This is a genomic window from Dyella humi (assembly GCF_044904605.1).
Taxonomy (GTDB): domain Bacteria; phylum Pseudomonadota; class Gammaproteobacteria; order Xanthomonadales; family Rhodanobacteraceae; genus Dyella_B; species Dyella_B humi.
This window is the reverse complement of record NZ_JADIKI010000021.1, coordinates 669,204-688,304: the sequence shown is the minus strand read 5'-3', so window position 1 is coordinate 688,304 and position 19,101 is coordinate 669,204. Positions and strand designations below refer to the sequence as shown.

Genomic DNA, 19,101 nt, shown 5'->3' with positions numbered 1-19,101 from the left:
CTCGTATTTGATAGGATTGCGCATCACCTCGAGGATGCAGGCATGCCCGACCAGGCGAACGAATTTCTGAAGGACTACCAGGCTTTTGCGCAGCAATCCTGGGAGACCTGGATGCGCTATCTGCAACAGCACTCGGGGCAATCCAATCCCTTCGCCGCCGGCTTCGGTATGGGCGCTGCGGCGATACCGCAGGACGATCTGCTCACCCGCAGCCTGTCCAGCCTCAAAGCTTACGGCAGCTGGCTGCAGCAGGCCGCCGGCGCCGGCCTGGGCCAGACCAGCGTCCCATGGCAGCAGCCGGCCGCCATGCAGCCATTCTTGGCGGCGTTTACGCAACCCTTCGCGCAGACAGTTGCGGGCATCGACAGCGCCTCCGCCTTCGGTCTGGAACATCAATGGCAGGCGTGGCTGCAGGCCATGCAGCAAGCGGGCATGGCGGGCAGCAGCATGCCGAGTCAGATGGCCGCCTTCGGCATCACGCGCGAAATGCAGCTCGATCAGCAGGCGCTGGCCGCGGCCATGCAAGAGTACGCGCAGATCAACGCCCGCTATCAGGGCTTGCTGCAGAAAGTGAATGCGCAAGGTGTCGCGCGGCTACAGGAAATGCTGGGTCAGCACGCGGAACCGGGCAAGCAGGTCGAATCGCTGAAGGCGCTGTACGACATGTGGGTGGATGCCATGGAAGAGGCGTACGCCGAAATGGCGCTTTCCCAGGAATTTCGCGAGGTATTCGGCGCGCTGGTGAATGCGCAGATGCAAGTGCGCAAGCAGCAGCAGCAGCAGACCGAACAAATCTGCCGGGAATTGGGCATTCCCACACGCAGCGAAGTGAATAGCCTGGGCAAGCGTGTGCAGCAATTACGGCGTGAACTCAAAGAAGCGCAATTGCGCGGACAGGACGAATCCGTACCGGATGATGCATTGGTCGATACCTTGCACGCCGAAATCGCTACGCTCAAACGTGAACTGGCAGCGAGCAAGGCGGCGGCCACGAAAGTGCGCCCAATCCAAAGCAAGGCCGGCAACGGAAACAGCAAGACAGTCACGCCTTCGCAGCGCACGAAAGCTACACGCTCCGCTGCCGGCAAGCGCAAGTAAGGAACGAGCATGCAGAATCCGTTGCACATCGATCCGCAGCAGGCCTTCAACGAAATAGCCGTCTTCCAGCGCAAGCTCGCCGCCGGCCTGCAGAACCTGCGCGGACTTGGCGAGCAGGATTACGCCAATACGCCGCGTGAAGCGATATATCGCGAGGACAAGCTCACCGTCTGGCATATGAAGGGCAACAACAAGCCCACCGCCAAGGTGCCGACGCTCATCGTGTATGCGTTGGTCAACACCGTGTGGATGACTGACCTACAGGAAGACCGCTCGCTGGTGCGCAACCTGCTGGAGCAGGGCGAGGATGTGTACCTCCTCGACTGGGGCTATCCGGACGGCGCGGACCGCTGGCTCACGCTGGACGATTACCTCAATGGTTACCTCGACCGCGCCGTCGATGCCGTTCGCAAGCGCAATGGCCTGGATGCCATCAACCTGCTCGGCATCTGTCAGGGTGGCACGTTCTCGCTGTGTTACACCGCCATGCATCCGGAGAAGGTGAAGAACCTCATCACCATGGTGACGCCGGTGGATTTCCGCACCCCCGACAACATGCTCTCGCACTGGGTGCAAAGCATGGACGTGGACTTGTTCGTCGACACGCTCGGAAACGTTCCGGCGGAACTGATGAACTGGGTATACCTGATGCTCAAGCCGCTGCGCTTGAATCAGCAGAAGTACGTCAGCATGGTCGAGATTCTCGACAACCCGGCGGAGCTGAAAAACTTTCTGCGCATGGAGCGTTGGATCTTCGATTCGCCCGACCAGGCCGGTGAAGCGTTCCGCGAATTCATCAAGGAATTCTTCCAGCAGAACAAGCTGATCAAGGGCGATCTGCAGATCGGCAAGCAGCCGGTGGATTTGGGAATGATCACCCAGCCGGTGTTCAACATCTATGCCACGCAAGATCATCTCGTGCCGCCGGATGCATCGCGCGCGTTGCGGCAGCACGCCGGCACCACCGACTACACCGAGCTTGCCTTCAAGGGTGGCCATATCGGCATCTACGTGTCTGGCCGCGCGCAGCGTGAAGTGGCGCCGGCGATTCATCAGTGGTTGCGAGAGCGCAGCAGGTAACGCTTTACGCCCTCTCCCCTTCGGGGAGCAGGGCTGGGGTGAGGGGCCAATCTCGCCCAGAATTTGAATCTATGTAGGTTGGCGGTGAGGCGCAGCCGAACCCCAACACATGGATGCATATGGTGACGTTGGGGTTCGGCTGCGCCTCACCGCCAACCTACGCCAGCTTCTCGCAAAGCTGTCCCTTTCACGACAACTCCCTCGCAAGGAGATAAGGGCATTGCTGATAAACTAGCGGGATGACTAATCTCGCCTCCGCTCACGACACCATCCGCGCCGTGCAATGGCGCGGCGATCATCTCCGCCTGCTGGACCAGCGACTGCTGCCCGCCGAGGAAAAGTGGCTCGATTGCGGTGATTACACGGCCGTCATCCATGCCATTAAGGACCTCGCGGTGCGCGGCGCGCCGGCCATCGGCATCAGTGCAGCCTGGGGCGTAGTGCTTGCTGCGCAACGAGGCGCGCCGATGGATCAGGCGTTGGCTGAGCTGCGCGCAGCACGTCCCACGGCAGTGAACCTGATGTGGGCGCTGGATCGCATGAAAGCCTGCATCGCTGCGGGCGCAGATACGGCCGCTCTGGAGCGCGAAGCGCAGGCCATCCAGGACGAAGATCTTGCCGCCAACCGCCACATGGGTGAATTGGGCGCGGCCCTGATCGTCCCAGGCTCCGGCGTGATGACTCATTGCAACACTGGCTCGCTCGCCACCTCCGGCTACGGTACGGCGCTGGGAGTGATCCGCGCTGGCGTCGCGGCCGGGCGCATCGATCATGTCTTTGCTGGCGAGACCCGGCCCTGGCAGCAGGGTGCAAGACTCACCATGTGGGAGCTGGTGCGCGACGGCATTCCGGCCAAGCTGATTGCCGATTCCGCCGCTTCACATCTGATGAAATCGGGCGCTGTGAAATGGGTGATCGTCGGCGCGGATCGCATCGCCGCCAACGGCGATACGGCCAACAAGATCGGCACCTATCAGCTCGCCATTGTCGCGCGCCATCACGGCGTGAAGTTCATGGTGGTGGCGCCATCGTCCACCGTCGACATGGCCACGGCCTCGGGCGATGACATCGACATCGAACTGCGCGATGCTGCCGAACTGCTCAGCGTGGCCGGGCGCCGCACCGTCGTCGAGGGCGCGCAAGCTTGGAATCCGGTGTTTGACGTCACGCCGGCGTCGCTGATCGACGCCATCGTTACTGAGCGCGGCGTGATCGAGCATCCCACGCTCGCGCGCATGAAGGCCGTGTTCGCCGCATGAGGCTGCGGCACGAAGTGATGTTGTTTGCGATCGGCGGAGCGATCGGCTTCGTCGTCGACGCAGGCATCGTGCAGACGCTGGTCACCTTCGCGCATTTCAATCCATACGCCGGTCGCGTGATTTCCTTTTTGGCGGCAGCCACCGTCACGTGGTGGTGGAATCGCAGCCATACCTTCGCCACACGCCACAGCGGACGCTCGCTGGCCATGGAATGGCTGCACTGGATGGCGCTGATGAGCGGCGGCGCGGCGGTGAATTACGCCGCCTACGTGGCCTGTCTGATGGCCTTTCCGAGCTGGCACAAGTGGCCCGCGCTGGCCGTCGGCGTGGGCTCGATTTTCGCCGCTTTCGTCAATTTCGTGACCGCCCGGACGCTGCTTTTCCGTCGCGCCAAAACTGGCTCGTAAATGCTTGATTAAAAAGGCGAAAATCGAGCCTTTTCGCATGCCGTTGTGATACAATTGCCGCCTACCGCCTGACCCTTGCAGACAAGCGCCCGCAGCGCCTGTCACAGGGCTCTTATTCGTTACCAGGGAAGCCTATTGATGGCAGAGCTCGCCAAAGAAGTCATTCGCGTCAATATCGAAGACGAAATGCGCCAGAGCTACCTCGATTACGCCATGAGCGTGATCGTGGGACGCGCTCTTCCGGATGTTCGAGATGGTCTGAAACCCGTGCATCGTCGAGTGTTGTTCGCCATGAACGAGCTCAGCAACACCTGGAACAAGCCCTACAAGAAATCCGCGCGCGTCGTCGGTGACGTGATCGGTAAATACCATCCACACGGCGATGCTTCCGTCTACGACGCCATCGTGCGCATGGCCCAGCCGTTCTCGCTGCGCTACATGCTGGTGGATGGTCAGGGTAACTTCGGTTCGGTCGACGGTGACAACGCGGCGGCCATGCGTTACACCGAAGTGCGCATGGCGCGCCTCACGCATGAACTGCTAGCCGACATCGACAAGGAAACCGTCGACTTCGGCCCCAACTACGACGAAAGCGAGCACGAGCCGCTAGTGCTTCCCACGCGCGTGCCGAACCTGTTGGTGAACGGTTCGGCCGGCATCGCGGTGGGCATGGCCACCAATGTGCCGCCGCATAACCTGACCGAGGTGATTTCCGCGACGATCGCGTTGATCGACAACCCCGAGCTCAGCGTCGACGAACTGATGCATCACATGCCGGGTCCGGATTTTCCCACTGCCGGCATCATCAATGGTGCGGCGGGCATCATCGAGGCCTATCGCACTGGCCGCGGCCGCATCCTCGTTCGTGCGCGCACCGAGATCGAAACCGAATCCAACGGCCGCGAAACGATCATCGTCCACGAGCTGCCGTACCAGGTAAACAAGGCGCGTCTGATCGAAAAGATCGCCGAGCTGGTGAAGGAAAAACGCCTCGAAGGCATCTCCGAACTGCGCGACGAATCCGACAAGGACGGCATGCGCGTCGTCATCGAGATCCGTCGCGATTCGATGGCCGACGTGGTGCTCAACAACCTGTTCCAGCAGACGCAGCTGCAGGTCACCTTCGGCATCAACATGGTGGCGTTGGTCGATGGGCAGCCGCGCACGCTCAACCTCAAGGAAATTCTCGAGGCGTTCATTCGCCATCGCCGCGAGGTCGTTACCCGCCGCACGATTTTCGAACTGCGCAAGGCTCGTGCCCGCGCGCACATCTTGGAAGGTCTCACCGTCGCGCTCGCCAACATCGACGAGATGATCGAGCTGATTCGCACCTCCGCCTCGCCGCAGGAAGCGCGCGAACGCATGGTGGCACGCAAGTGGCAGCCGGGCATGGTCGCGACCATGCTGGCCGCTGCGGGTGCGGAGTCCTCGCGTCCGGAAGACATGGACCCGCGCGATGGCCTGAAGGGGGATGGCTATCAGCTGTCCGATACGCAGGCGCAGGAAATCCTCGCCATGCGCCTGCATCGCCTTACCGGCCTGGAGCAGGAAAAGCTTTCCGACGAGTACCGCGAGATTCTGGAAACCATTCGCGGTCTCATCGAGATCCTGGAAGATCCCGCACGCCTGCTGTCGGTGATTCGCGACGAACTCGAGGTCATCAAGGCGGAGTTCGGCGACGCGCGCCGCACCGAGATCCAGCCTTCGCAGGAAGATCTCAATGTGCTCGATCTGATCGCGCCGGAAGACGTGGTAGTCACGGTGTCGCACGCCGGCTACGTGAAGCGCCAGCCGGCCAATACCTATCGCGCACAACGCCGCGGCGGCAAGGGCCGTTCCGCGTCTGCGCTGAAAGAAGAAGATTTCGTCGAACAACTGTGGGTGGTGAACACGCACGACACGCTGCTCACCTTTACCAGCACCGGCCGCGTTTACTGGCTCAAGGTGTACCAGATGCCGGATGCGGGCCCGAACGCGCGCGGCAAGCCGATGGTGAACCTGCTGCCGCTGGGCGAAGGCGAGAAAGTGCAGGCGGTGGTGCCAGTGCATGAGTACAGCGCAGATCGCTACGTGTTCTTCGCTACCGCGCAGGGCACGGTGAAGAAAACCCCGCTCACCGAGTTCGAATATCAGCTGCAGAAAGGCAAGATCGCCATCAATCTGGACGAGGGTGATGCGCTGATCGGCGTCATGCTCACCGACGGCAACAGCGACGTGCTGTTGTTCGCCTCGAACGGCAAGGTCGTGCGCTTCGACGAAAGCGAAGTGCGCCCGATGGGCCGTACTGCCACCGGCGTACGCGGCATGAAGCTCACCGACAATGCCAAGGTCGTATCGTTGATCGTGGCGCAAGAGGGCGACATCCTCACCGCCACCGAACGCGGCTACGGCAAACGTACCCAGCTCGACGAGTTCCCGAAGAAGGGCCGCGGTACGCAGGGCGTGATCGGCATTCAATGCTCCGAACGTAATGGTGCGCTGGTATCGGCCGCGCAAGTGACCACCGTGCACGAGCTGATGCTGATTTCCAATCAGGGCACGCTGGTGCGCACGCGCGCGATGGAAGTGTCGCAGCTTGGCCGCAATACGCAGGGCGTCACGCTTATCCGACTGCCCGCCGAGGAATCGCTGGTCAGCGTGGTTCGCCTGGATGCGGATGAAAGCAATGGCGACGACGTCGAAGCCGGTGAAGGCGTCTCGCCCGCACCGGATGCGCCGGACGCACCAGCCGATCCACAGCCGAACGAATAAGTTCGGCATGACGAAAAAGCCCCGGTTAGTCCGGGGCTTTTTCGTTTCGTCGCCAGTTGTACTCAGCGATCATCACATGCACGACGTCATTGATAGACCACACTGACGACTTTGGTGTTGGTTTTTGCGTATTGCGCAAAATAGTCCAGCAGGTCGCTGGATAGCTTGGCGCGTGTCTGGGACAGCGATTCAACGGTCGTTGCTGTTCCGGGATCGCCCTGCGAGGGGACTTCGGCTGCGACGGGTATGGATGTGGACCTCATGACGGAGCCATGGAAGCTGATCACACCACTTGCTGAGGACGTAGTGGCCTGTGCCGTCGACGAAAGAGCGCCTGCCACGAGCAATAGCACGCATAGGTTGCGATGTTTCATGATGAATCTCCTGCACGCCCGGCAGACGTGTCGACGCCTCCCTGCGCAAACCGGCTGGGCGTGGCCGAGTCGCCGGACCGACTATGACGCCCTTGGGTCTAATCTGTAGGAGATTTCTTGATCTGGGTGTGATCCAAATCTCGCCGTTTTGTAGGAATTATCGATGGATCGAATCCAGCATCGCTTCGGCCGTCGTCACGCGCAGCTCGCCGGGGCTTTCGATATGCAGGCTTTTCACGATGCCGTTTTCCGCATACAGCGCGAAACGACGCGAGCGCGTGCCCATACCGTATGCACTGCCGTCCATCTCCAAGCCCAGCGACTTGGTGAAGGCACCATTTCCATCAGCTAACAGCTTGAGCCCGGCGGGTACGTGCTGCGATAGCGCCCAGGCCTTCATCACGTAGGCGTCGTTGACGGCCAGGCAGTACACCTCAACGCCGTGCCCCTTGAACACATCGAAATGCCTGACGTAGCCAGGCAGATGGCGTTCCGAGCAGGTGGGCGTGAAGGCACCTGGTACGCCGAACAGCACGACCTTCCGGCCGGTGAAAAGGGGCGCGGTGGTGGTGCGCTGGATGTCGGCTTCGCCGTCGATTACGGCAATGTCCAAGTCCGGCAGGGTTTGTTCAATCTGGATGGTCATGCGGTCTTCGCTGAAGCCATGGCAACTTCAGGCATGGTATCGCTGGGCCTACCGCATTGTCGCCTTGAAACTTTTCGCGCGGGCACTTATGTGGCTGTCAAGCGGGGACTACGCCGCAATTCATTTGAGGAAAACAGTCATGCATGCCAGTCGAAATACCCTCTGGAGCGCCACCAGCGCGCTTCCGGGCGATGTCCGCCAGATGTTCGAACGTTTCTTTCAGAACGAAGAAGGCGACGGTTCCAATGCGATAACCAACCAATGGGCGCCGCGCGTGGACATCAAGGAAGAAGGTCAGCGCTTCGTGATCTATGCCGACATTCCCGGCGTAGATCCGGCCAGCATCGAAGTGAGCATGGAAAAGGGCGTTCTCACCATCAAGGGTGAGCGCACGGTCGAGAAGACCGAACAGAACGGCCGCTTCACGCGTGTGGAGCGTGCACACGGCGGGTTCCATCGCCGCTTTGCGCTGCCCGATAGCGCCGATGCCGACAGCATCACCGCCACCGGCAAGCATGGTGTGCTGGAAATCGTGATTCCGAAGAAAGCAGAAAAGGCGCCGCGCCGCATTACCATCAACACGGCACAGTAAGCGCTATCACTCGATGTTGCGTAGACGGCTCGCCGCGGACAATGATCCGCGGCGGGCCGCTCGTGTTGGATTCGCGATGGCGTGCTGGATTGATTGAGGAATAGCGGTGGAATTCAAAGACTACTATGACGTTCTGGGCGTGAAGCCCGATGCCAGCGAGACCGATATCAAGGCGGCCTATCGCAAGCTTGCGCGCAAATACCATCCGGACAAGAACAAGGAAGCTGGCGCGGAAGAGAAATTCAAGGCGGTCAACGAAGCCAACGAAGTGCTACGTGATGCTGAAAAGCGCCGCGCCTACGATCAGTTGCGAGCGGGCGGCTACCGTCCGGGCGAGCAATTTCGCCCGCCGCCGAACTGGGGTCAGGGCCAGGGATTCGATTTCGGCGACGCTGGCGAGGGCGAATTCAGCGATTTCTTCGAAAGTCTGTTCGGCCGCGCCGCAGGCGGCCGTCATGCGCCGCGCGGTCGTCGTGGCCGTGACGTCCACGCCCAGGTGCAGATCGATTTGCAGACGGCCTTCAACGGCGGCCGCACGCGCCTGAACCTGGACGACGGCAGTGGCCAGGGACGCGTGCTGGAGGTGAAGATTCCGGCAGGCATCCAGCCGGGCCAGGTGATCCGCCTCAGCGGTCAGGGTCATTCCGGTGCGGGCGGCGGTCCGAGCGGCGACCTGCTACTGGAGGTGGGCATCCAGGATGATGCGCGCTTCAAGCTGGATGGTCGCAACGTGCTGCACGTTTTGCCCGTCAGTCCTTGGGAGGCGGCGCTGGGCGCGACCGTGCCGGTGCCGACGCTGGCTGGCACGGTGGATTTGCGCATTCCCGCCGGCACGCAGTCGGGCCGCAAGCTGCGCCTGAAAGGACGTGGGCTGCCGGGACAGACGCCGGGTGATCAGCTGGTGGAGGTGTCGATCAGGGTGCCGCTGGCGGAAAGCGATGCACAACGCCAGGCGTACGAGGCGTTGCACGCGCAATTCGCACATTACGATCCGCGTCACTGAAAACGCTTACGGCGGTAGAAACGCAAACGGCGCCTTCGCGGCGCCGTTTTTGTCGTTCGTTTGGAAGGCCAATCAGGCGGGCAGCAGTTCCTTCAACACCGCGATCAGTTCTTCTTCCTTGATCGGCTTGGTGACATAGGCTTTCGCGCCCTGGCGCATGCCCCACACCTTGTCGGTTTCCTGGTCCTTGGTGGTGACCAGCACGATCGGAATATGTGCGGTTTCCGGATCCTTGCTGATGGTGCGCGTGGCCTGGAAGCCATTGAGGTTGGGCATCACCACGTCCATCAGGATCAGCGCTGGCTTTTCTTGCTTTGCCACGGCGACGCCTGCGGCACCGTCTTCGGCGGTCAGCGTTTCATGGCCGAGCTTCTCGACGATGCGTTTGATACCGAGAAGCTGCGACGGAGAATCGTCGACGATCAGAATGCGTGCCATAAGGTGGGAATCCCCTAGTCGTTTCGTTAATTCTATGTCGCCGAGGCGATGCTTCCAAGCATCGGACTGCGTCAAATGTGACCCACACGCACAATCGTGCGACCGAACGAGTCACCCGACAGCATACGCTCGAATACTTCCGGCAGCTGATCCAGCGTGATTTCCCGGGTGGCGATCCGGTCGAGATGGCGTGGCTTCCAGTCGCTGGCCAGATGTTGCCACACCTGATCGCGAAGATCGCGGGCCGTTCCGGCAGTGGCAATGCCCAGCAGGCTGGCGCCGCGGATGATGAACGGCATCACGGTGCTGTCAAAGGCGATGCCGCCGGCGTTGCCGCAGATGGCGACGTTGCCGTAAGGCGTGATCAGTGGCAGCAGGCCGGCGAGCATCGCGCCGCCGACGTTGTCCAGCGCGCCGCCGAAACGCACCGAATCCATCGGTTTGCCGCTGAAGGTGAGTTGATGGCGATCGATGCATTCGACGGCGCCAAGACTGCGCAGAAAATCGAAATGATCGACCTTGCCGCTGATGGCATGCACGTCGTAGCCGGCACGCGTGAAGATATCGATCGCCAGCATGCCTACGCCGCCGCTGGCGCCACTGACAGCGATGGGACCGAGTGCAGGCGTTTGGCGGTTGTCCTGCATGCGCAGCAGAGCCAGTGCAGCCGTAAAGCCGGCCGTGCCGAGAACCATGCTTTCGCGCAAGCTCAACCTCATGGGCAAACGAATCGCCCATAGCGAAGACAAGCGGATGTATTGGCCGTAGCCGCCATCCTGCGTCTCGGATAGACCGCTGCCGGTGCACAGTACTTCGTCACCTTCCTTGAAATTCGGATCCGTGGAGGCCACCACCACACCCGCTGCATCGATACCGCCGTTGAGCGGATATCGACGAAGAATTTTGCCTTTGCCGGTACCTGCCAACGCGTCTTTGTAGTTCACCGACGAATAGGCGACTTTCACTAACACTTCGCCCGCACTGAGTGCATCGGCGCTCATGGTTTCGATGGCGGCGCGATAGCCGGAGGCGTCATTGTGTATGCGGAAGGCGGGAAAATCGGTGAGTGCGGTCATGATGGAGCCCTCGATCAAGCTTCGACACTGCGGCTGTCGATCCACTTCGGGGCATAGCTGCCCTGATAGTGGGACATCCAGTCGAACAATTGCTCCATGTTATCGCCGAACCAAATACTTTCGCGCTGCTCCGTGCGTACGAAACCTTCGTCTACCATGTGATCCATCATTGCGCGCAATGGCGTGTAATAGCCGCGCACATCAAAAAAAGCACAAGGGTATTTATGCAGGCCCAACTGTGCCCAGGTCAGCATCTCGAACATTTCATCCATCGTGCCGAAGCCGCCGGGCAAGGCGACGAACGCATCTGATAATTCATACATACGCGTCTTGCGTTGATGCATGGTCTCGACCACATGCATCTCCGTTACACCCGGATGGGCTACTTCGCGTTCAACGAGCTGGCGTGGTATCACGCCAACTACCTTACCGCCTGCAGCGAGTACAGCGTCTGCGACGGTGCCCATCAAGCCAACTTTCCCGCCGCCATAAACCAGCGCGATGTCGCGTTGAGCCATCGCCGTGCCGAAGACGCGAGCGCTTTCCACGTATTCGGGATGCTTGCCGGAATTGGAGCCGCAATAGACGCAGAGGGCGGTGGGTTGGGGCATGGGCGTTATATCGCGTGATGGTGGGAGTGAGCCTTCTCCCTCCGGGAGAGGGGCTATAAAAAACGGCCCGCCCATGTCGCCACGAGCGGGCCGTTCTTCATGATGGCACGGCGCCTCAGTTGCCTTTGTGAATCGCGCGCTTGTCGACCGACAGCGCCGCTTCGTGCACGGCTTCGGAGAGCGTCGGATGTGCGTGAACGATGCGTGCCAGATCCTCAGCGGAGCCCTTGAACTCCATCGCCACCACGGCTTCGGCGATCAGCTCGGACACGCCCGGGCCGACCATGTGCACGCCCAGCAGGCGGTCGGTTTCGGCATGGGCGATCACCTTCACCTGGCCGATAGCCTCGTTCATAGCCACGGCGCGGCCGATGGCAGCGAACGGGAAGCTGCCGATTTTGTACGGGATGCCGGCGTCCTTCAGCTCTTTCTCCGTCTTGCCGGCCCAGGCGATTTCCGGCTCGGTGTAGATCACCCACGGCACCGTTTCCAGGTTCACGTGGCCGGCCTTGCCGGCGATCCACTCGGCGACTGCGACGCCTTCCTCGGAGCCCTTGTGCGCCAGCATCGGTCCGCGCACGGCGTCGCCGATGGCCCACACGCCGTCCACGCCGGTGTGGTTGTGCTCGTCCACCACGATACGGCCACGCTCGTCCAGCTTCACGCCGGTGTCGTCGGCCAGCAGGCCTTCGGTGTAGGCGCGGCGGCCCACGGCGACCAGCAGTTTGTCGACGGTGAGCTCGTGTGCGCCGTCCTTGTCTTCATAGGTGAGCGCGACTTCGTTCTTTTTTACTTCCGCCTTGGTGAGCTTGGCGCCGAGCTTGATGGTGAGACCCTGCTTCTCGAATTCCTTCTTGGCGACTTTGGCGACATCCGCGTCGGCGACCGAGAGGAAGTCCGGCAGCGCTTCGAGGATGGTGACCTCGGCGCCCAGGCGATTCCACACGCTGCCCAGTTCCAGGCCGATCACGCCCGCGCCGATCACGCCCAGGCGCTTGGGCACTTCGTTGATGTCCAGCGCGCCGGCATTGTCGATGATGTTCTTGCCGTCGAACTTGGCAAACGGCAATTCGATCGGCACCGAGCCGGAAGCGAGGATCACGTTGGTAGCACTGATCGTCTGCTTGCTGCCGTCATTGCCGGTGATCTCCACGTTGTTGCCTTTCAGCAGCTTGCCCTTGCCGAAGAACGGGGTGACCTTGTTGGCCTTGAACAGCTGGCCGATACCGCCAGTGAACTGCTTGACGATCTTGTCCTTGCGGCCGATGAACGTGGCCATGTCCACCTTGGCGTTCTCGACGCTGATGCCGTGCGCCGGCAGGTTGTGCGACAGATTGAAGTACTGCTTGGACGAATCGAGCAGCGCCTTGGAGGGAATGCAACCCACGTTGAGGCAGGTGCCGCCCAGGGCTTGTTTACCGTCCTTGCCGACAAAGGCATCCACGCAAGCGGTCTTGAGGCCAAGCTGCGCGGCGCGAATAGCAGCCACATAACCGGCAGGGCCGGCGCCGATGACGATGACGTCGAATTTGTCGCTCATGGTTTGGGGTTTCCTAGGGAGCGGAATCGTGCCGTATATGGCGGCGCGTGAGGGATTTCGAAAGGGGCTCACCGGTCAGACCGGGGCTGCGGCAACCGCGCCCCGGCCGGCATCGGGCGATTACATGCCCAACAACATGCGCTGCGGATTCTCGAGCTGGTTCTTGATGTCGACCAAGAACAGCACCGCGTCCTTGCCATCGATGATGCGATGGTCGTAGCTGAGCGCCAGGTACATCATCGGTGCGGCGATCACTTGACCGTTCTCGACGATGGCGCGCTCCTTGATGGTGTGCATGCCGAGAATCGCGCTCTGCGGGGGGTTGACGATCGGCGTGGAGAGCAGCGAACCGAAGGTGCCGCCGTTGGTGATGGTGAACGTGCCGCCTTGCAGATCATCCAGACCCAGCTTGCCTTCGCGCGCCTTCTTGGCGTAGTTGGCAATGCCGCGCTCAACGTCGGCGAAGCTCATGTTCTGCACGTCCCGCAGCACCGGCGTCACCAGGCCCTTCTCAGTGGCCACGGCGATGGAGATGTCCTGGTAGCCGTGATAGACGATGTCGTTACCGTCGACCGAGGCGTTGACGATGGTGTGGCGCTTCAGCGCTTCGGCGGCGGCCTTCACGAAGAAGCTCATGAAGCCGAGCTTCACGCCGTTCGCCTTCTCGAACTGCTCGCCCAGCGTCTTGCGCATCTTGGTGACTTCGGCGAGGTTCACTTCGTTGAACGAGGTGAGCATCGCGATGGAGTTCTTCGACTGCATCAGGCGCTCGGCGATGCGTGCACGGATGCGCGTCATCGGTACGCGTTCTTCCGGACGTGCGCCCGGTGTCGGCTTCGCGGCCGGCGCAGCGGCGGCCGGAGTGCCGCCCTTGGCGTAGTTCACCAAGTCTTCCTTGGTGACGCGGCCGTCGCGGCCGGTGCCAGCGACTTGCGATACATCGATCTTTTCTTCAGTGGCGACGCGCAGGCCGGCGGGGGAAAGATTTTCCGAGCCAGCGGCGGCAACTTTCGGCGCAGCCGCGGCGGGCGCGGGTGCCGGGGCAGGTGCTGCAGCAGCAGGTGCCGGAGCCGGCGCGGCAGCGCCTTCCTCGATGACTGCGATCACCTGCTGGCTGGTCACCGTGTCGCCTGCCTGGAACTTCAGCTCCTTGATCACGCCATCGACCGGCGCGGGCACTTCCAGCACGACCTTGTCGGTTTCCAGGTCGACCAGGTTTTCATCGCGCTTGACCGCATCACCGGCTTTTTTGTGCCAGGTGGCGATGGTGGCGTCGGAGACGGACTCGGGCAGAACAGGGACTTTGACTTCGGTAGACATGTTTGAATCCTGGGGTAGTTATTCTGCTGAGTGATCGTCGCCGATCGGTGCAACCAGCGCCTGTTCGACCAGCGCGGTCTGTTCGGCCACGTGATCGTTGAGATGGCCGACGGCGGGCGCGGGCGAACGCGCGCGACCTGCGTAAGAAAGGCTCTGCTTGCTGCTCACGCAAGCCTGCAGATGATGGCGGATCTGGAACCACGCGCCCTGGTTCATTGGCTCTTCCTGGCACCACACCACTTCCTTGGCGGAAGGGTATTTCTCCAGCTCGGCCACCACTTCGGGACGCGGGAACGGATAGAGCTGCTCGACGCGCACGATGGCGACATCGTTGATGCCGCGCTTCTCCGCGTCTTCCAGCAGGTCGTAGTACACCTTGCCCGCGCACAGCACCACGCGCTTGACCTTCTTCGCCGGCAGGTCGCGATGCTCGCCAATCACCAGTTGGAAGCTGCCGTTGGCCAGTTCGTCCAGCGTGGACACGGCCAGCTTGTGGCGCAGCAGCGACTTGGGCGTCATCACGATCAGCGGCTTGCGCACCGGACGCAGCATCTGGCGGCGGATCATGTGGAAATCCTGCGCCGGCGTGGTCGGCACGCACACTTGCATGTTGTCCAGCGCGCACATTTGCAGGAAGCGTTCCAGACGCGCGGAGGAGTGCTCCGGACCCTGACCTTCGTAGCCGTGCGGCAGGAACAGCGCGAGGCCGCACAAACGATCCCACTTCGCTTCACCGGAGCTGATGAACTGGTCGATTACTACCTGCGCGCCGTTGGCGAAGTCGCCGAACTGCGCTTCCCAGATGTTGAGCGTGTACGGATCGGTGGTGGCATGGCCGTATTCGAAGCCCATCACCGCTTCTTCGCTGAGCAGCGAGTCGATCACTTCGACGTTCGCATCCGGGCGCAGCGAAGCGAGCGGCATGTAGGTATGGCCATCTTTCTGATCATGCAGCACGGCATGACGATGGAAGAACGTGCCGCGGCCGGCATCCTGGCCAACCATGCGCAGGTTATGGCCTTCGTCGATCAACGTGGCGTAGGCGAGGTTTTCGGCAAAGCCCCAGTCGCCCGGCAGTTCGCCTGCGGCCATCTTGCGGCGGTCGTCGTAGATCTTGGCCACGCGCGCCTGCAGAGTCAGATCCTTGGGCAGATCGAGGATACCGTTGGCCAGTTCCACCAGCTTCTTCTTCGCCACGGTGGTGTTGGTCGGCGTGGAGAGCTTGCCGCCGATGAACTGACTCCAGTCCACTTCCACGTCCTTGGTCAGCGACGGGTGCAGGTCGGTCATCGCCGCGCCCGCTTCGAGGCGGTTGCGGTAGCCATCGACGAGCTTCTGTGCATCGCCTTCGGCCAGCACGCCATCCTTCACCAACTGCTGCGCGTAGAGTTCGCGCGTGGTAGGACGCTTGCGGATAACCTGGTACATCACCGGCTGGGTGGCGGCAGGTTCGTCCGCTTCGTTGTGGCCGTGGCGGCGGTAGCACACCAGGTCGATCATCACGTCCTTGCGGAACTCCTTGCGGAAGTCATACGCAAGGCGCGTGACCTGGATCACCGCTTCCGGATCATCGCCGTTCACATGAAATACCGGCGCGTTGACCATCTTGACGATGTCGGTGCAGTACAGCGTGGAACGCGCGTCCTGCGGGTTGGAGGTCGTGAAGCCCACCTGGTTGTTCACCACGATGTGCAGCGTGCCGCCGATCTTGAAGCCGCGGGCCTGCGACATGTTGAGCAATTCCATGTTCACGCCCTGGCCGGCCAGCGCGGCGTCGCCATGGATCAGCACCGCGAACGATTGGGTGCGCTCTGTATCGCGACGGCGCACCTGGCGCGCATGCACGGAACCGGCCACCACCGGATTGACGATTTCCAAGTGCGAGGGGTTGAACGCCAGCGCCACGTGCACACCGCCCTTGGGCGTACGCACGTCAGCGGAGAAGCCCATGTGGTACTTCACGTCACCGGAATGGGCCGGGTCATCCTCGTGATGTTCGAACTTGCCTTCGAACTCGTTGAACAGCGTCTTCGGCGGCTTGCCGAGGATGTTCACCAGCATGTTCAAGCGGCCGCGGTGGGCCATGCCGATGACCAGATCCTTGATGCCGTTGTCACCCGCGGCGCGCACGACGTCGTCGACCATCGGGATCAGGCTGTCGCCGCCTTCCAGCGAGAAGCGCTTCTGGCCCACATACTTGGTGTGCAGGTAACGTTCCAGGCCCTCGGCCGCGGTGAGGCCGTCGAGCACACGCTGCTTGCCGGGCTTATCCAGGCCGGCGTTGCCGTTGGCCTGTTCGAGACGGGAGTAGAGCCAGTTACGCTGCGTGTGATCGGAGATGTGCATGAACTCCGCGCCGATCGTGCTGGTGTACACGCGCTTCAAGCGGGTGAACAGCTCGCGCAGCTTCATACGCTGGCCGCCGCCGGCGAAGTTGCCGCAATCGAATTCGGTGTCGAGGTCAGCGTCGGACAGGCCGTGGAAGGCCAGGTTCAGATCCGGTGCGTGCGTCTTGGACGCGAGGCCGAGCGGATCGAGATCGGCGGCGAGATGGCCGCGTGAACGGTAGGCCGTCAGCAGGCGCAGCACGCCAGCCTGTTTGCGCGCATGCTCATCGCTGACGGGTGCCGCCGCGACGTAGCCAGGGCGCTGTTTTTGCGCTGCCTCTATACGCGCAATGGCCGCGGTATGAGAGACATCCCCCGACTCGCGGCCCTTGAAGGTCTGGAAATAGGTATTCCACTCGGATGGCACCGATGCGGGATCGGCTAGCCAGGCGTCATACAGCGATTCGACATAATCGGCGTTGCCGCCTGCGAGTTGCGAGGATTCGAAAAACTCGCGGATCAGGTTTGTGCTCACGTCACCACCGGCAGGGAAGGGAAGCCTCAGCGAACCGCCTTGTCGTAGGACCGGTTCGCCGGCGAAAAATCCTGTTAATTATAGCCTGTGGCTTCCGCACTGCGGCAAGCCGACGCAAGCGGAGTGGCTCGCCATACGCTTTCCCGTTTGACATTCGTTCCGCATGTGTACGGGGAAGGCCCCTCCCCCTGTAAGCATGGGGAGGGGCTGGTCCGAGGCAATGTCCCGCATCCGTCGTCATGTCTGGGCATGGCGCCCGCGGTTTACAAGTCCAGCGGCTGCAGCAGGGTAGCGGGTGGGGCGCGTTCCCATATCTGCTCGAATTGCAGCAGCAGCGGCGCGTGCCCCGGACCGTCGCGCAGGGCGGCGCGGGCCTCCCATCGATCGGCATCGGGCAGGAACAGGTAGCCGCCGGTGTCATTGAGCAGCCAGGCACTCGTGTTGATCTCGCTGCTTTCGTCGTCATCGCCTGGAGTGCGGATGCGCAGAGCGCTGGGCAGCCGCTGCGCGAGATCGAGCAGGCGATGGCCTGCGCGCGATGCGGCGGCTGTGTCGCCCAGCAGGATGCGGATCTCGGCGCCGCGGCCGGAGATCGCGATACGGCGCAGCTCGGCCAGCTCGTCGGCGCTGCTGAAGACGGTGGCAGGCAGCACCGGTAGGTGGATTGCCAGCCTGAAGCGGGCCGCCGCTAGTACCTGTAGCCGCATGGCGGCGATGGCCTCGGGGCCTGATACGGCCTGCGGACCTTCGTTCGGTTGATCGGATGGCGTGCTCACGCGCCGCGTCCGCGCAGGCGGCGAAGGATCAGGTGGCCGTCATTGATCAGGGCCAGCAGCAGCGCACTATCGGTTGCAGACACGTCGAACGGCGGCTGCAGAACACGGTGCGCACATAGCTGCGTCGCCCACTGTGCCGATGCCGGATACGCATGGCCGCTGGCGTACAACGTGCAGCGCGAACCCACCTGAGCCCAGGCCATGCGCGACCACGGATGGCGCAGCAGCGAAGCTCCGCCGGTCAATTGCTTCATCAGCGCCGCCTCGTTCATCGGTTTGGCGGGTGCCAGGGGTGTCTGCGCGGTGCGGTAGCGGGTCATAAAGCGGGCGAACCAGTCGAGCAGCGTGGCGTCATCCAGGGTTGTCGCAAGTGGCACGGCGGTACGCACACGCTTCAGCGCAGCCTTGTCGATTTCGCCGTTGCGCTTCACGGGCGCGAGATCCGGATCGGCGTAACGTTGATCTTCCGACAGATGCTCGGCCAGGTAGTCAGCCAGATCGCCTATAAGTTCGGCCTGCGAAGGCGCACGCATGCCGACGGAGAAAGTCATGCAAGGGCCGCCAAAGGCCACGCCATCGTGTGGGACGCCGGGCGGGAGATAAAGCATGTCGCCGGGATCGAGCAGCCATTCGTGCGTGGACTCGAAGTGCTTGAGCTGCTTGAGCTCCACGTCGCTGCGGAATTCCTTCGGCGCGTCTGGATCGGTGCTGATCGCCCAATGGCGTTGCCCCAGGCCTTGCAGCAGAAACACATCGTATTGATCGACGTGCGCGCCAACGCCGCCGCCGGGTTCGGCGTAGGAGATCATCACATCGTCCACGCGCCAGCTCGGCAGAAACGCAAAGTGATCGAGCAGGGCGGCCACGTCCATGTCCCACTTGTCGACGTCCTGCACCAACAGCGTCCAGTTGGCGTTGCCGGTCTTGGCGAAGTCGCTTTCCTTGAGCGGGCCAGTCTTTACCCGCCAGTGGTCACGCGCTTCGTCGTGCTGGATCAGGCGCGAGAGCGCGCCTTCCTCACAGGCGAGGCCGGCCAGATCTTCGGGTTCGACCGGCGTGTTGAAGTCAGGAAAGGCGTTGCGGATCAGTAGCGGCCGTTTCTGCCAGTAGTCGCGCAGGAATTGGGCAGGCGTCATGCCCAAGGGTAGCCGAGACGTGCCGCGCACTTCGATGGGCAGCGGCTTGCGAGAGGTATGTGAAAGCGTCATAGGCCGGCATTGTATGGAATCCGCCGGATGATAAGCGTAGCCTCCGCTCCACCCATCCAT

17 protein-coding genes are annotated in these 19,101 nt (G+C 62.1%); 7 read left to right on the top strand and 10 right to left on the bottom strand.

The window, feature by feature from the left end; genetic code table 11:
• The first annotated feature begins 42 nt into the window (after nt 1–42).
• The 5 genes from ISP18_RS03645 (at nt 43) to gyrA (ending at nt 6,595) form a co-directional block, all read left to right on the top strand.
• Nucleotides 43–1,098 carry a poly(R)-hydroxyalkanoic acid synthase subunit PhaE gene (locus tag ISP18_RS03645; protein ID WP_380017106.1) on the top strand — a complete coding sequence of 352 codons (1,056 nt, stop codon included), beginning with the start codon at nt 43–45 and terminating at the stop codon, nt 1,096–1,098.
• Nucleotides 1,099–1,107: 9 nt separating this feature from the next.
• Entirely contained in the window at nt 1,108–2,178 is a 1,071-nt protein-coding gene (phaC, locus tag ISP18_RS03640) for a class III poly(R)-hydroxyalkanoic acid synthase subunit PhaC (protein WP_380017104.1), read from the top strand.
• 239 nt (nt 2,179–2,417) lie between these two features.
• Nucleotides 2,418–3,437, top strand: coding sequence for an S-methyl-5-thioribose-1-phosphate isomerase (gene mtnA / locus ISP18_RS03635; RefSeq protein ID WP_380017102.1), 1,020 nt, complete (start codon nt 2,418–2,420; stop codon nt 3,435–3,437).
• Nucleotides 3,434–3,844, top strand: coding sequence for a GtrA family protein (locus ISP18_RS03630; RefSeq protein ID WP_380017100.1), 411 nt, complete (start codon nt 3,434–3,436; stop codon nt 3,842–3,844). Before mtnA ends, ISP18_RS03630 begins: the two co-directional genes overlap by 4 nt.
• A gap of 138 nt (nt 3,845–3,982) precedes the next feature.
• Nucleotides 3,983–6,595 carry a DNA gyrase subunit A gene (gene gyrA / locus ISP18_RS03625; protein ID WP_380017098.1) on the top strand — a complete coding sequence of 871 codons (2,613 nt, stop codon included), beginning with the start codon at nt 3,983–3,985 and terminating at the stop codon, nt 6,593–6,595.
• An 86-nt stretch (nt 6,596–6,681) separates the two neighbouring features.
• On the opposite strand, the gene ISP18_RS03620 is transcribed toward gyrA, so the two are convergent.
• Both ISP18_RS03620 and ISP18_RS03615 read right to left on the bottom strand, forming a co-directional pair.
• Nucleotides 6,682–6,969, bottom strand: a complete 288-nt coding sequence (locus ISP18_RS03620; RefSeq protein ID WP_380017096.1) for a hypothetical protein — start codon at nt 6,967–6,969, stop codon at nt 6,682–6,684.
• Between the two features lie 157 nt (nt 6,970–7,126).
• Nucleotides 7,127–7,615 (bottom strand): peroxiredoxin, encoded by a 489-nt coding sequence (locus tag ISP18_RS03615; RefSeq protein ID WP_380017094.1) that lies wholly within the window; start codon nt 7,613–7,615, stop codon nt 7,127–7,129.
• A gap of 139 nt (nt 7,616–7,754) precedes the next feature.
• Between ISP18_RS03615 and ISP18_RS03610 the strand changes: the two genes are divergently transcribed.
• Together ISP18_RS03610 and ISP18_RS03605 are read left to right on the top strand one after the other, a co-directional pair.
• Nucleotides 7,755–8,207, top strand: a complete 453-nt coding sequence (locus ISP18_RS03610; protein WP_380017092.1) for an Hsp20/alpha crystallin family protein — start codon at nt 7,755–7,757, stop codon at nt 8,205–8,207.
• Nucleotides 8,208–8,313: 106 nt separating this feature from the next.
• Entirely contained in the window at nt 8,314–9,210 is an 897-nt protein-coding gene (locus tag ISP18_RS03605; protein WP_380017090.1) for a DnaJ C-terminal domain-containing protein, read from the top strand.
• Nucleotides 9,211–9,282: 72 nt separating this feature from the next.
• Here the strand turns inward: ISP18_RS03605 and pilH are convergent, their stop codons facing one another.
• From pilH to ISP18_RS03565, 8 genes are all read right to left on the bottom strand, one after another.
• Nucleotides 9,283–9,648 carry a twitching motility response regulator PilH gene (pilH, locus tag ISP18_RS03600; RefSeq protein ID WP_380017088.1) on the bottom strand — a complete coding sequence of 122 codons (366 nt, stop codon included), beginning with the start codon at nt 9,646–9,648 and terminating at the stop codon, nt 9,283–9,285.
• 71 nt (nt 9,649–9,719) lie between these two features.
• The gene (locus ISP18_RS03595) at nt 9,720–10,724 is read right to left on the bottom strand and encodes a YhdH/YhfP family quinone oxidoreductase (RefSeq protein WP_380017086.1); all 1,005 of its coding nucleotides are present in this window, start codon (nt 10,722–10,724) and stop codon (nt 9,720–9,722) included.
• 14 nt (nt 10,725–10,738) lie between these two features.
• Complete coding sequence (locus tag ISP18_RS03590) at nt 10,739–11,335, bottom strand: LOG family protein (protein WP_380017609.1); 597 nt, start codon at nt 11,333–11,335, stop codon at nt 10,739–10,741.
• A 115-nt stretch (nt 11,336–11,450) separates the two neighbouring features.
• Nucleotides 11,451–12,875: a dihydrolipoyl dehydrogenase gene (gene lpdA, locus ISP18_RS03585; RefSeq protein ID WP_380017084.1), complete on the bottom strand. Its 1,425-nt coding sequence runs from the start codon at nt 12,873–12,875 to the stop codon at nt 11,451–11,453.
• Nucleotides 12,876–12,995: 120 nt separating this feature from the next.
• A complete protein-coding gene (gene odhB, locus ISP18_RS03580) occupies nt 12,996–14,195 on the bottom strand; it encodes a 2-oxoglutarate dehydrogenase complex dihydrolipoyllysine-residue succinyltransferase (RefSeq protein ID WP_380017082.1) in 1,200 nt (399 codons plus the stop codon).
• Nucleotides 14,196–14,213: 18 nt separating this feature from the next.
• The gene (locus tag ISP18_RS03575) at nt 14,214–17,057 is read right to left on the bottom strand and encodes a 2-oxoglutarate dehydrogenase E1 component (RefSeq protein WP_380017080.1); all 2,844 of its coding nucleotides are present in this window, start codon (nt 17,055–17,057) and stop codon (nt 14,214–14,216) included.
• A gap of 263 nt (nt 17,058–17,320) precedes the next feature.
• Nucleotides 17,321–17,833, bottom strand: a complete 513-nt coding sequence (locus ISP18_RS03570; protein WP_380017078.1) for a DUF7931 domain-containing protein — start codon at nt 17,831–17,833, stop codon at nt 17,321–17,323.
• Nucleotides 17,830–19,041: a JmjC domain-containing protein gene (locus tag ISP18_RS03565; RefSeq protein WP_380017076.1), complete on the bottom strand. Its 1,212-nt coding sequence runs from the start codon at nt 19,039–19,041 to the stop codon at nt 17,830–17,832. Before ISP18_RS03565 ends, ISP18_RS03570 begins: the two co-directional genes overlap by 4 nt.
• Between the last annotated feature and the right edge of the window lie 60 nt (nt 19,042–19,101).

Bases quoted from the DNA above. Each gene is read 5' to 3' on its own strand.
- ISP18_RS03645 (WP_380017106.1), top strand. From the start codon at position 43: ATGCCCGACCAGGCGAACGAATTTCTGAAGGACTACCAGGCTTTTGCG.
- phaC (WP_380017104.1), top strand. From the start codon at position 1,108: ATGCAGAATCCGTTGCACATCGATCCGCAGCAGGCCTTCAACGAAATA.
- mtnA (WP_380017102.1), top strand. From the start codon at position 2,418: ATGACTAATCTCGCCTCCGCTCACGACACCATCCGCGCCGTGCAATGG.
- ISP18_RS03630 (WP_380017100.1), top strand. From the start codon at position 3,434: ATGAGGCTGCGGCACGAAGTGATGTTGTTTGCGATCGGCGGAGCGATC.
- gyrA (WP_380017098.1), top strand. From the start codon at position 3,983: ATGGCAGAGCTCGCCAAAGAAGTCATTCGCGTCAATATCGAAGACGAA.
- ISP18_RS03620 (WP_380017096.1), bottom strand. From the start codon at position 6,969: ATGAAACATCGCAACCTATGCGTGCTATTGCTCGTGGCAGGCGCTCTT.
- ISP18_RS03615 (WP_380017094.1), bottom strand. From the start codon at position 7,615: ATGACCATCCAGATTGAACAAACCCTGCCGGACTTGGACATTGCCGTA.
- ISP18_RS03610 (WP_380017092.1), top strand. From the start codon at position 7,755: ATGCATGCCAGTCGAAATACCCTCTGGAGCGCCACCAGCGCGCTTCCG.
- pilH (WP_380017088.1), bottom strand. From the start codon at position 9,648: ATGGCACGCATTCTGATCGTCGACGATTCTCCGTCGCAGCTTCTCGGT.
- ISP18_RS03595 (WP_380017086.1), bottom strand. From the start codon at position 10,724: ATGACCGCACTCACCGATTTTCCCGCCTTCCGCATACACAATGACGCC.
- ISP18_RS03590 (WP_380017609.1), bottom strand. From the start codon at position 11,335: ATGCCCCAACCCACCGCCCTCTGCGTCTATTGCGGCTCCAATTCCGGC.
- lpdA (WP_380017084.1), bottom strand. From the start codon at position 12,875: ATGAGCGACAAATTCGACGTCATCGTCATCGGCGCCGGCCCTGCCGGT.
- odhB (WP_380017082.1), bottom strand. From the start codon at position 14,195: ATGTCTACCGAAGTCAAAGTCCCTGTTCTGCCCGAGTCCGTCTCCGAC.
- ISP18_RS03565 (WP_380017076.1), bottom strand. From the start codon at position 19,041: ATGACGCTTTCACATACCTCTCGCAAGCCGCTGCCCATCGAAGTGCGC.